The sequence below is a fragment of the Aeromonas sp. QDB03 genome (genome assembly GCF_027707985.1).
Lineage (GTDB): Bacteria > Pseudomonadota > Gammaproteobacteria > Enterobacterales > Aeromonadaceae > Aeromonas > Aeromonas hydrophila.
Map to the genome: position 1 here is coordinate 45,774 of NZ_JAPCJG010000012.1, position 12,056 is coordinate 57,829.

Below are 12,056 nucleotides of genomic sequence, written 5' to 3' on the forward strand. Positions count from 1 at the left end.
GATGCCCGCAACGAAACAAGGATGTTCATGAAAATTTCAAGCAAGTTGCTGCTCAGCTTCTGTTTTATCAATCTGCTGGTGATCCTCTCTTCCAGCCTTGTTTACCACCAGCTCGGTCGTATCGGGCAGGCCGGCAACGCCCTGCTGGAGCAGGCTCTACCCGCCCTGCAACGGGATGAGGCCAGCCAGAAGGCACTGGTGGCGACCATCTCCTCCCTGCGGGCCTATCTCATCCTGGGCAAGGATCCGGCGCAGGCCGCCCGCCTCAAACAAGAGTGGGAGGGGGCCTGGCAGGTGATCGAGCATCAGCAGTTCACCGCCGAACTGGCCCGCTCGCTCAAGGCCTTCAAGACCAGCCAGCAGAAGGTGTGGGACATCGCCCATACCGACGAGAACCTGCCCGCCCATACTCTGATGCTGCAGGAGGCCGGGCCGCTGGCGGAGTCGGCCCTAGATCAGCTGCAGTCCTTTGCCAACGAAGAGGTGGCTACCCCGCAGGATCAGCTGCCCGGAGATCGCCGCCTGCTGCTCAAGCAGGTGGGGGATGCCTACAACGGCCTCTCCAATGCGCTCTCCGCCCTGCGCGACTTCCTCATCTCCGGCGATCCGGACTATCGCACCAAATACCAGGATTATTACCAGTTCCACCAGCAGCGGGTGGCCGAGCTGAAGCAGCAGGAGGCCAACTTTACCGAGGCACAGAAGGGGATCTGGTCGCTGTTCGAGGAGATGTCGGCCCCCTTCGCCGAGCTGGTGGGGCAGGTGATCAGCAAGCGGCAGGCACCCGACTGGGATCAGGCCAACCATCTGATGGCGACCGAGATTGAACCGGCTCTCGGTCAGCTGGCGACCCAGCTGGCCGGCCAGGTGACCCAGACCCGCGCCGAGGTGGAAAGCATGGGCCAGAAGATGACCAGCGCCGGTCAGGCCATCAATCGCACCCTGCTGCTGGCCACCCTGACGGTGATCGTGCTGGGTACCCTGGTGGCGCTGCTGTTCAGTCGCCGCCTGACCCGGGATATTGCCAGCCTGGTGCTGCGGGCCGATCTGGTGGCCAACGGCCGGCTGCCGGCCCGCCCCCTGCCGGTACAGAGCCAGGATGAGCTGGGCGGGCTGACGGGGTCCATCAACCAGATGTCCGGCCAGCTGCGCCAGCTGGTGGGGGAGATCCAGGGGGCGGTGGGGCAGGTGGACGGGGCCTGTGGCGAGGTAGGCAGCACCACCCGCGCCATCGTCACCGATCTGGCGAGCCAGAATCAGCGGGTCGATACGGTGGCGGCGGCCATCGAGCAGATGTCGGTCAGTACCCGGGATGTGGCGGGCAATATCGCCGAAGCGGCGCGAGCCGCTCAGCAGGCGGAGCAGCAGACTCGCCAGGGCGGCCACGAGCTGGCCCGCATGACCGCCACCATGCAGCAGATCGCCGCCATGATTGCCGAGGCGAACGAGGCGATGGGGCAGCTCAGCAGCCAGAGCGAGCAGGTGGGACGCGTCACCGAGGTGATCGCCACCATCGCCGAGCAGACCAATCTGCTGGCGCTCAATGCCGCCATCGAGGCTGCGCGGGCCGGCGAGCAGGGGCGCGGGTTTGCCGTGGTGGCCGACGAGGTACGGCTGCTGGCGAGCCGCACCAGCCAGTCCACCGAGGAGATCAGCCAGACCATCGCCAGCATCCAGCAGCAGACCCGCCAGACCGTCAATACGGTTGGCAGCGGCACCCGCTTGGTGGAGGAGGGGCGTGGCGCCGTCGACTCGGTGACCGGCACCCTGAATGCCATGTTGCAGCTGGTGCAGGATCTGTCGGGCCAGCTGGGTGCCATCGCCACCGCGACCGAGCAGCAGTCACGGGTGGCTCAGGAGGTGGCGGGAACGGTGGAGGAGATCGCCGGCCTGAGCCGACAGTCGAGCCAGCGCAGCCAGCAGGGGGAGGAGATAGTGGCCCGGCTGGCGCAGGATACCGGCCGCTTGACGGCGGTGATCAGCCGCTTCGAGCTGGATGCCTGAGGCGGACAAGGGTCGTGAAAACGGGGCAGGCCGCTGGGCCTGCCCCGTTTTTTTAGCCTCGCTGGCGCAAGGGATGGTTGCTCTGGGCTGCCGTGATTTATGACCGGGTCAGTCCAGCCGGCGGAAGGACTGGTTGTCGAAGCTGCTGCTGGTCTCCTGATTGAGCAGGCTCACCAGCAGGATCGCCCGCTTGTCGCCGTCCGGCTCCAGATAGATGGCTTCGAAGCCGGCCAGCGGACCGGATTCTATCAGCACCTTGTCGCCCTGGGTCGGCAGGCTGGCGTAGCTGGCGCGGGCCTCGTCGCTGTCGTCCCGACTCATCAGCTGATAGACCAGCTGGCTGCTGATGGAGGTCCACTCCCGACCGAAGTGGATGATGCGGCTGATGCCGCGGGTCGACTTCAGGGTGACCGGGGTGACCTCTTCCAGATCCACATAGATGAACAGGTAGTTGGGGAACATGGGCTCCCGCACCGGGACACGCTTGCCCCGCCGCAGTTTTTCAATTTCCACCATGGGGTAGTAGGACTCGATCCCCTGGGCTTCGAGATGGGCGCGGGCGCGGGCCTCTTCTTTTGGCTTGCAGTAGGCCAGATACCATTTTTTCATGTGCTGAATATGTTCGTGTTGCCGTGCTCGCCGATATGATAACGGCAGCAAAAAAAAAGGCCACGCATTGCGTGGCCTTTTTTGCCGAGTGAGTGATTACCAACCTTTCACCAGGCCGCCCTTGAACAGTTCCAGCCCTTTCTTGTAGACGTCGTCGGTCTGGAAAGCCTGTACGAACTGTTTGACCTTCTCGTCGTCCTTGTTGTTGTCGCGGGCGACGATCAGGTTGACGTAGGGGGACTCTTTGTCCTCAACAAACAGACCGTTCTCGGTCGGGGTCAGGCCGATCTGACCGGCGAAGGTGTTGTTGATGATGGCCAAGTCCACGTCTTCCAGCGAGCGCGGCAGCTGGGCAGCTTCCAGCTCGACGATCTTGAAGTTGCGCGGGTTGCTGGCGATGTCCAGCACGGTCGCTTCCAGACCGGCGCCTTCCTTCAGCTTCAGCAGACCTTGCTTCTCCAGCAGGATCAGGGAGCGGCCCAGGTTGGTCGGATCGTTCGGCACCGCGATCTGGGCGCCATCTTTCAGCTCGCTCAGCGCCTTGATCTTCTTGGAGTAACCGGCGATCGGGTAGACGAAGGTATTGCCGACCGGCACCAGCTTGAAGCCGCGATCACGGATCTGGGCATCCAGATAGGGCTTGTGCTGGAAGGCGTTGACGTCGATGCTGCCATCGTTCAGCGCCACGTTCGGGGTGACGTAGTCGGAGAAGTTGACCACCTCGACGGTCAGGCCGTATTTCTCCTTGGCCACTTTGGCGGCCACTTCAACCAGTTCGGTCTCGGGGCCGGCGATGGCGCCTACTTTCAGGGTCTTGTTCTCTTCTTTTTGACCGCAACCGGCCAGTACCAGAGTGGCCAGCAGGGCTGCCGCAACGGATTTGATGCCAAATTTCATAAAACCTCCTGTCAGAAATCGACGATTAACGATGATCACATTTGTTGACCAGGCGCTCACCCGCGCTCTGGATGAGTTGAACCAGTACGACCAGAATAACCACGGTTACCAGCATGACGGTCGGGTCGAAGCGCTGATAGCCGTAACGAATACCCACATCGCCCAGACCACCGCCCCCGATGGCACCGGCCATGGCGGAGTAGTTCACCAGCGTGACGAGGGTGATGGTGACGCTGTTGAGGATGCCGGGCAGGGCCTCTGGCAGCAGCACCTTGGTGATGATTTGCAGGGGCTTGGCGCCCATGGCCTTGGCCGCTTCCAGCAGGCCGTCCGGCACCTCCATCAGGGCCCCTTCCACCAGACGGGCGATGAAGGGAATGCAACCGACGGTCAGCGGCACGATGGCGGCGATGGTGCCGATGCTGGTGCCGACGATCAGCCGGGTCAGCGGGATGATGGCGACCAGCAGGATGATGAAGGGCACCGAGCGACCCACGTTGACCACCATGCCCAGGGTGCGGTTGAGCAGCGGGTTGGCCAGGATCTGGCCGGCCTTGGTCACGTGCAGCGCCACACCGAGCGGCAGACCGAGCAGACAGCCGAACAGGGCGGAGGCAAACACCATGATGAGGGTGTCGCCCAGGGCCGTGAACAGCAGATTAATCATGGCTTCGGACATAACCCATTACCTCCAGCTGAATATGGTTGTCGATGAGGAACTGCTGGGTCGCCTCGCACTGGGCTTCATCCCCGAACAGTTCTGCCAGCAGGAAACCGAATTTGACGCCCCCGGCGTACTCGATATCGGCGCTCAGAATGCTGATGTCGATGTTGAAGCGACGGCTCGCCTCGGATATGAGCGGCGTGTCGACCGTGCTGCCGGTAAAGCCGAGCTTCACCAGCGGATAGCTGCCGGGTACCCGCTCCGCACTCATCCGATCCTGATACTCCTGAGGCACTTCCAGGTGGATGGTGGAGTGGATGAAATCCCGCGCCAGCTGGGTCTTGGCATTGCTGAAGAACCAGGCCACTTCGCCCTGTTCGATCAGGCGGCCGTCGCTGATGATGGCCACTTCGTCACAGATCCCCTTCACCACGTCCATCTCGTGGGTGATGAGCAGGATGGTGAGCCCCAGCTTGACGTTGATCTCCTTGAGCAGGGTCAGGATCGAGCGGGTGGTCTGCGGGTCGAGGGCCGAGGTGGCCTCGTCGCACAACAGTACCTTGGGGGCCGGCGCCAGCGCCCGGGCGATGGCGACCCGCTGTTTCTGGCCACCGGAGAGCTCGGACGGATAGGCGTGGGCACGGGCTTCCAGCCCGACCAGTGCCAGCAGCTCTTCGACCCGTTGCTGGATCCTCTCTTTGCTCCAGCCCGCCAGCTCCAGCGGGAAGGCGATGTTGGCGGACACGGTACGGGAGGCGAGCAGGTTGAAATGCTGGAAAATCATTCCGATCTGGCGGCGTGCCTGGGTCAGGTCGCGCTCGCTCAGGGCGACCAGATCCTGGCCGTCGACGATGACTTGACCTTCCGTCGGGCGCTCCAGCAGGTTGACGCAGCGGATGAGGGTGCTCTTGCCGGCACCGGAGGCGCCGATCACCCCGAAAATTTTGCCTTGCGGCACATGCAGGCTCACGTCACGCAGGGCGTGCACGGCATCACTGCCTTTACCGTAGACTTTGTTGAGACCGATCAACTTAATCATGGATTCTTCCGTGCTAACAGCCTTAAAGCACAGGGCGCTACAGGCGGGTGAATTGGGCAGAGGTTTCACTGGGTTGCTCTGCCATCATGGAGGATGATGCTAAGATGTCTGGATGGCCGTGTCAACGCGCGTTTATACATCTAGACGTCTAAAAAAGTGCTAAGGATTCCCGCCTGCCGACTAACGCCGACGGTGATCTCGCTCACATCAATATTGTATTTGGTGGTATGGCATGATTGCCGAATATCACATGGTAAATATCCGCTTACAACCTCCTTTATTAGCCGCCAGCCGGATTCACCTGCTCATCCTTTTATTGCCTCCGGGTTGGCACAAATCATTCCACTTTGTATCGATCGCTGCTTTCTTGGCCACTGGCTTGATGCAGCACAACAAGGGCCGCGCTTTGGCTTGGATTGCAATTGCCTGTTTTTTATACTTGAAGGGCACGATATACAGGAGGGCAACCTGATGCGATTTCAACAAATCAAAGACTTGCTGCTCTATCTGGAGCAGGTGCATCACCAGCTTGGGCTCTGTTACGGGCGTCTCATGGCACAGGTGGATGGCGAGCGCAGCCGGCTGCTGCTGGCCTATCTGCAGCAGCGCGAGGAGGCGGCAAAGAGCCAGCTGGATGACTACCTGAGTGAACTTGGCGAAGGGGTGAAGGAGACCTGGCTGGAGCGAGGCTTCAGCGAGGATCTGCTGCCCGGGATCCGGCGCCTGAGCCTGCCCGCCACGGCCCAGACCCAGGACATAGTGCAGCTGGTGTGCCGTCAGGAGGAGAAGCTCATCGGCGAGCTCAGCCATCTGGCCAGGGAGTGTCCGACCGAGGAGACGGTACGGCTGCTCGGCGGCCTGGCCGAGCAGGAGCAGACCCGCCTGACCCGCTTGGTGCACGGCGCCCATCGGCTCGACGACTTATAGGAAATAGCCGGCCGGGCGACATGTCCCCGGGCGATAAGTAGGGTGAAAAATGGGCGCTGAAAACAGCAGAGACCCGGCAATGCCGGGCCTCTGCTGTTTGTTCACGACGGCATCATGCCGATTGGCGGGCGGCGGTGAGCTCGGCGGCGTGCAGGGCTGCGCCTATGATGCCGGCCTGATTAAGGTTGGCGGCCGCCACCAGCGGGGCCCGGGTCTCAATCTTGTCGATGAACTTGTCGAGCTTGGCGGCGCTGCCGCCGCCCAGGATGAAGAGGTCGGGGGAGAACAGAAACTCGAGGCGAGCCAGGTACTTGTTGAAGCGCTTGCCCCAGCGGCCCCAGGAGAGATCCTCGCGCTTGCGCACCGCATCCGAGCAGTAGTGCTCGGCCACCATCCCTTCCAGCATCAGATGACCCAGCTCGGTGTTGGGCAGCAGCTGACCGTTGACGAATATGGCGGTGCCGATGCCGGTGCCGACCGTGATGAGTATGATGACCCCCTTGCTGCGATCCTTGCCGGTCCCGAAGCGCATCTCGGCCAGGCCGGCCGCATCGGCGTCGTTCAGCACGTGGCAGGGTTGGCCGGTCACGTCGGCGAACAGGTGGGCGACGTCGGTTTCAATCCAGCTCTTGTCGATGTTGGCCGCACTCTTGGCGATGCCGTTGTGGATGGTGGCGGGAAAGCCGCAGCCCACCGGGCCCTTCCAGTCGAAGTGTTCCACCAGTGCCTTGAGGGTATGAGCCACGGCGGCCGGGGTGGCCGGCTGCGGCGTCACCAGTCGGTGACGTTCGCCAATCAGCTCGCCCGTTGCGGTGTCGACCAGGCATCCCTTGATCCCCGAGCCACCGATATCCACTCCCAACATCTGCATCAGCTTGTTCCTTTTATAGTGCCGACGATCGACCGTCGGCAGAGCATGAAAAAATGGCTTCGATCCGGCAAGGGGCAGATCGTCTATGCGTGATCCGGCAGACCTTTTTCGATGCAGCGGATCAGCAAGCGCGTCTTTTTGTTGTCATCCTGCTGGCGTTTGGCCAGGGTGGCCAGCGCCCATTCGATATGTTCGGCCACCATGGGCTCGGCTGCTGCCAGCGCCTGCTGCAGGGCCGTCATGACCTGCGGGCTGACCGGGCCGTTGCCAAGGGCCACCGCCAGGTTGCGGCGCCAGCGCTGATAGCCGATGCGGCGGATGGGGCTGCCTTCGGTGTGCTTGAGAAACTCGCTCTCGCTCCAGCCCCACAAGGTCAACAGCGGCGGGCGATGCAGATTGGGGCGCGGGCTGAAGTCGGGCTCCGGGCTGGCGTTGGCATAGCGGTTCCAGGGGCAGATGAGCTGGCAGTCGTCACAGCCATAGATGCGGTTGCCCATCAGCGGCCTGAACTCTTCGGGGATGGGCCCGTCGTTCTCGATGGTGAGATAGGAGATGCAGCGACGGCCGTCCACCACGTAGGGGGCGATGATGGCGCCGGTGGGGCAGATGTTGATGCAGGCCATGCACTTGCCGCACTGCTCTTTCTCCACCGGGGCATCCAGTGGCAGCGGCAGGCTGAGCAGCAGCTCCCCCAGAAAGAAGAAGGAGCCCGCCGACTCGTTGAGCAGCAGCGAGTGCTTGCCCACCCAGCCGAGGCCCGCCTTGGCTGCCAGCGGCCGCTCCAGAATGGGGGCCGAGTCGACGAAGGGGCGCCAGCCCAGCGCCTCGCAGCGCTGCTCGATGCGCTCTCCCAGCTGCTTGAGCCGGTTGCGCAGCAGCTTGTGGTAGTCGCGCCCGAGGGCGTAGCGGCTGATGTAGCCGAGGGTGGGATCGCGCAGGGTGGCGGCAAAGCCCGCCTCGAACGGCAGATAGTTCATCCGCACCGACAGCACCCGCAAGGTGCCCGGCAGCAGCTCGTGGGGGCGGGCCCGCATCATGCCGTGGCGCGCCATGTAATCCATGCTGCCGTGATGGCCCGCATCGAGCCAGGCCTGCAGCCTGGGCTCCTCGAGGGTGAGATCCGTGTCGGTGATACCGGCCTGGTCGAATCCTAGCTCGCTCGCCCAGAGCTTGATATCTTGGGCCAGTTGATGGAGTTCGGTGGTGGTCATGGGGCCGTCTGCCTGCCCGGGTGCTGACCGGGATGGAGGTGTACTGTCATGCTGTATCGCATCTCTGGGGTCTTGTTGCCAAGGTTGACCGACGGGCATGGCGGTTGCCGTCATACTGCATCATGTGCCCGGTGCCGGCTGGCCCGGATGAATGGATGAGAGTCAGGAGCCGTCATGGTACAGATCATCGGGGATGCTATCAGCGGGAAAGAGGTGCGCAGTTTACCACAATCACTGTGGCGGGCTGAACAGATCCGTGCCCTGGAGCGGGAGTGGGCCGAGCGCGAGGGGCTGGCACTCTACACCCTGATGGAGCGGGCCGGGGCGGCACTGCGCACTTACGCCACCCACCACTGGCCGCACAGCCGATGCTGGTGGATCTTCACCGGCCCTGGCAACAACGGTGGCGACGGCTATGTATTGGCCCGCCTTGCAAGGCAGTTGGGGCTGGAGCCTCAGGTGATCGCGCTGAGGGATCCCGCCGAGCTGACGGGAGACGCCAGGCGGGCCGCAGACGAGTGGCTGGCGACGGGGGGCGCAGTGGTGTCGGCCGAAGCGGGCGAGCTCGACCGGCTGCCGGCGCCGGACCTGGTGGTCGACGCACTGCTCGGCACCGGTGTCCATACCCGACTGTCACCGCTTATGACAAAGATCGTCGCAACAATCAATGGCTTGCAGGTGCCTGTGCTATCGGTGGATCTCCCCTCCGGCCTCAATGCCGACACCGGCTGCGCCATGGGGGCCGTGGTGCGCGCCAGCCGCACCCTCACCTTCATCGGCATCAAGCAGGGCATGCTCACCGCTGACGGAGTGGACTGCGTCGGTCACCTCGACTGTGACCCCCTCGGCGTCAGTGTCCCGCCCGGGTGGCAGTCGGCCGCCGAGCGCATCGATTATCCCTCCCTGCACACCCGGCTGGCGCCGCGCCAGCGCTCGTCCCACAAGGGCTCCCACGGCAAGGTGCTGCTGGTGGGGGGCAATGCGGGGATGCAGGGGGCCATCGTGCTGGCCGCTCGTGCCTGCCTGCGGGCTGGTGCCGGCCTGGTGCGGGTGTGCCAGCATCCTGACCATCTGCCCGCCAGCCTTTACCAGGCCGAATTGATGGGCAGTCAGGGCGGGGACGAGGAGCGCTGGGCCTCGGTGCGGGTGGTGGGACCTGGTCTGGGTCGGGATGAGTGGGGTCGGCGTCATTTTGAGTCATTTGTTAACGAGCAGGTGCCGCTGGTATTGGATGCCGATGGATTGAATTGGCTGGCGCAATGTCCCCGTCATCAGGATAATTGGGTGCTCACGCCCCATCCGGGCGAGGCAGCCCGCCTGCTGGGCTGCACCATTGCCGAGATTGCCGCGGATCGTTTTGCCGCGGTGCAGCGTCTGCAGCAGCGTTTCGGCGGTGTGGTGCTGCTCAAGGGGGCGGGGACGCTGATCCACGACGGCAAGGGGATGGCGCTCTGCGACGAGGGCAATCCCGGCATGGCCAGTGGCGGCATGGGCGACCTGTTATCTGGTATAATCGCCGCCCTTTTGGCCCAGGGCTGGTCTGCCGCCGAGGCAACCCGACTGGGCGCCGTGATCCACGGGGAAGCGGCCGATCTGGCCGCTGCAGACGGAGAGCGGGGCATGCTGGCATCGGACCTGCTGCCCTTTATCCGTCGACTGGTAAATCCCGACACCATAACAAGCTAAAGAAGAACATGGCAAAACAGTTGATGATGACACTGCCGGACGAGGCAGCAACGGTGGCACTGGGTGGCCGACTGGCCCACGCCTGCCAGCAGGCAACCACGGTGTTCTTGCACGGCTCTCTCGGGGCCGGCAAAACCACCCTGACCCGGGGCTGGGTACAGGGGTTGGGGCATGAGGGCAAGGTCAAGAGCCCGACCTATACCCTGGTCGAGCCCTATGAGCTGGCCGACTGGCAGCTCTACCACTTCGATCTCTATCGATTGGCCGACCCGGAGGAGCTGGAGTTCATGGGGATCCGTGACTACTTCGGCGCCAATACCCTCTGTCTGGTGGAGTGGCCGGAGAAGGGCGATGGCTGGCTGCCTGCCCCCGATCTCGACATTACCCTGAGTTATGCAAACGAGCAGCGTGAGGTCCTGATAGAGGCCCGCACCGCTATTGGCGAAGCCATTCTGGAACGGTTGTCATCTACGTGCGCTTGATCCTTGTTATTGCCCTCTCCCTGCTGGCCTTACCCTCCTGGGCGAATCAGCTCAAGAGCGTGCGGGTGTGGCCGTCGCCGGACAACACCCGGGTGGTGCTCGACATGAGCAGCGCCCCCAATTACAACTACTTCACCCTGACCGGCCCCGACCGGCTGGTGATCGACCTGAAAGGGGCGAGCAACGTCACCAATCTGGCCCGCATCGAGAACAAGAGCGAGCTGGTGCGCAAGATCCGCGAGAGCTCGCCGCTGGAGAAGGGCGGTCTGCGGCTGGTGCTGGATCTCAGCTCCACCATCAAGCCGGTGGTGTTCCCGCTGGCACCGGCGGGGCCCTACGGCCACCGTCTGGTGATCGACCTGCCGTACGAAGAGAAGGCCTCCGCCACGGTGCAAGCCACGCCGGTGGGTGGCAAGGGCAAGGGAGTGGTGATTGCCATTGACCCGGGCCACGGCGGCGAAGACCCGGGCTCCATCGGCCCGCGTCGCACCTACGAGAAGCGGGTGACCCTGGCGGTCTCCCAGAAGCTGGCCGCCCTCATCGACCGCGAGCCCGGCATGCGTGCCGTGCTGACCCGGCGCGGCGACTATTTCGTCGATCTAAACAAGCGCTCCGAGATTGCCCGCAAGGCCAAGGCCGACCTGCTGGTGTCGGTGCACGCCGACAGCTTCCACAACTCGACCCCGCGCGGTGCCTCCGTCTGGGTACTGTCGACCAACCGCGCCAACCGCGAGATGGGCAGCTGGCTGGAGAAACAGGAGAAGCAGGGCGAGCTGCTGGGGGGCGTCGGCAAGGTGTTGGCCGAATCGGACCCGAACCCCTATCTGGCGCAGACCTTCCTCGACCTCTCCATGGACAAGTCCCGTGCCGAGGGTTATGACGTCAGCCGCCAGATCCTGCGCTCGCTGGGCCGGGTTGCCAGGTTGCACAAGAAGGCACCGGAGCACGCCAGTCTGGCGGTGCTGAAGGCGCCGGATATCCCCTCCGTGCTGGTGGAGACGGGCTTTATCTCCAACCACGCCGAAGAGCAGCTGCTGGCCACCGCCAGCTATCAGGATCAGCTGGCCCGCGCCATCTTCGAAGGCATCCGCAACTACTACCGTGCCCATCCGACCAAGGGGGCCATGCTCACCGGCAAGGGGCAGGGCAGCAACAAGCAGGCGGCGGTCAGCCGACCCGCCCCCGCCAGCAAGCCGGTCGCCGTCAGCAAGCCGGCGGCGCAACCGGTGCAGCAGGTGGTGACCAACCGGATGCCGGCCACCGAGCCGAATCGTAGCAGTGATGGCGGGGCACCGGTCAGCAGCGTCGGCGGATCCTCGTCCGGCGCCGGGGTGATCAAGCCCTACGTGGTGGCGGCCAAAGAGCCCAGTGCCCCGGTCGCCAGCGTGCAGAGCAACGACAAGGCCAACATGCTCCGTCATGTGGTCACCCGCGGTCAAAGCCTCTCCCGGCTCGCCGAGAAATACGGGGTCAGCCAGGCGCGGTTGGTGGAGATCAACAAGCTCAAGTCGCGGGACATCCAGATAGGGCAGGTGCTCTATATTCCGCAAAAATAGCGCAGGATGAGCCGCAGGACCCGTCCCTGCCACTGACAGGGACGGGTCCGGTGAGCCGTCATCGAATCCCGCCGATTACCCGCGCCTTTAATCATCAGGAGTCAGTGATG

Annotated in this window: 12 protein-coding genes; 6 read left to right on the forward strand and 6 right to left on the reverse strand. The window is 63.7% G+C overall.

What is annotated here, in order from left to right; translation table 11 throughout:
* Positions 1–27 precede the first annotated feature (27 nt).
* Complete coding sequence (locus PG900_RS20315) at positions 28–2,004, forward strand: HAMP domain-containing methyl-accepting chemotaxis protein (protein WP_270800553.1); 1,977 nt, start codon at positions 28–30, stop codon at positions 2,002–2,004.
* Positions 2,005–2,112: 108 nt separating this feature from the next.
* Here the strand turns inward: PG900_RS20315 and rfaH are convergent, their stop codons facing one another.
* The 4 genes from rfaH to metN form a co-directional block, all read right to left on the reverse strand.
* Complete coding sequence (gene rfaH / locus PG900_RS20320) at positions 2,113–2,613, reverse strand: transcription/translation regulatory transformer protein RfaH (protein ID WP_016349600.1); 501 nt, start codon at positions 2,611–2,613, stop codon at positions 2,113–2,115.
* A gap of 96 nt (positions 2,614–2,709) precedes the next feature.
* Complete coding sequence (metQ, locus tag PG900_RS20325; RefSeq protein ID WP_011704853.1) at positions 2,710–3,510, reverse strand: methionine ABC transporter substrate-binding lipoprotein MetQ; 801 nt, start codon at positions 3,508–3,510, stop codon at positions 2,710–2,712.
* Between the two features lie 25 nt (positions 3,511–3,535).
* Complete coding sequence (locus PG900_RS20330; RefSeq protein ID WP_011704854.1) at positions 3,536–4,189, reverse strand: methionine ABC transporter permease; 654 nt, start codon at positions 4,187–4,189, stop codon at positions 3,536–3,538.
* Positions 4,170–5,213, reverse strand: a complete 1,044-nt coding sequence (metN, locus tag PG900_RS20335) for a methionine ABC transporter ATP-binding protein MetN (protein ID WP_011704855.1) — start codon at positions 5,211–5,213, stop codon at positions 4,170–4,172. Before metN ends, PG900_RS20330 begins: the two co-directional genes overlap by 20 nt.
* Positions 5,214–5,445: 232 nt before the next feature.
* Here metN and PG900_RS20340 point away from each other — a divergent pair, with 232 nt between their 5' ends.
* Positions 5,446–5,685 carry a hypothetical protein gene (locus PG900_RS20340; protein ID WP_244088769.1) on the forward strand — a complete coding sequence of 80 codons (240 nt, stop codon included), beginning with the start codon at positions 5,446–5,448 and terminating at the stop codon, positions 5,683–5,685.
* Positions 5,685–6,140, forward strand: coding sequence for a hypothetical protein (locus tag PG900_RS20345; protein ID WP_016349602.1), 456 nt, complete (start codon positions 5,685–5,687; stop codon positions 6,138–6,140). The genes PG900_RS20340 and PG900_RS20345 overlap by 1 nt, the downstream gene beginning before the upstream one ends.
* Before the next feature lie 112 nt (positions 6,141–6,252).
* Here PG900_RS20345 and ppgK read toward each other — a convergent pair whose 3' ends face one another.
* Together ppgK and queG are read right to left on the reverse strand one after the other, a co-directional pair.
* Positions 6,253–7,011: a polyphosphate--glucose phosphotransferase gene (gene ppgK, locus PG900_RS20350; protein WP_029303843.1), complete on the reverse strand. Its 759-nt coding sequence runs from the start codon at positions 7,009–7,011 to the stop codon at positions 6,253–6,255.
* A gap of 83 nt (positions 7,012–7,094) precedes the next feature.
* Positions 7,095–8,222, reverse strand: a complete 1,128-nt coding sequence (gene queG / locus PG900_RS20355; protein ID WP_270800559.1) for a tRNA epoxyqueuosine(34) reductase QueG — start codon at positions 8,220–8,222, stop codon at positions 7,095–7,097.
* 174 nt (positions 8,223–8,396) lie between these two features.
* Here queG and PG900_RS20360 point away from each other — a divergent pair, with 174 nt between their 5' ends.
* Genes PG900_RS20360 through PG900_RS20370 form a run of 3 tightly spaced genes read left to right on the forward strand, consistent with a single transcriptional unit; the run spans position 8,397 to position 11,946 of the window.
* Positions 8,397–9,908: an NAD(P)H-hydrate dehydratase gene (locus PG900_RS20360; RefSeq protein WP_270832133.1), complete on the forward strand. Its 1,512-nt coding sequence runs from the start codon at positions 8,397–8,399 to the stop codon at positions 9,906–9,908.
* A gap of 8 nt (positions 9,909–9,916) precedes the next feature.
* Positions 9,917–10,390 carry a tRNA (adenosine(37)-N6)-threonylcarbamoyltransferase complex ATPase subunit type 1 TsaE gene (gene tsaE / locus PG900_RS20365; protein ID WP_017410299.1) on the forward strand — a complete coding sequence of 158 codons (474 nt, stop codon included), beginning with the start codon at positions 9,917–9,919 and terminating at the stop codon, positions 10,388–10,390.
* Entirely contained in the window at positions 10,381–11,946 is a 1,566-nt protein-coding gene (locus PG900_RS20370; protein WP_270800563.1) for an N-acetylmuramoyl-L-alanine amidase, read from the forward strand. The genes tsaE and PG900_RS20370 overlap by 10 nt, the downstream gene beginning before the upstream one ends.
* Positions 11,947–12,056 lie beyond the last annotated feature (110 nt).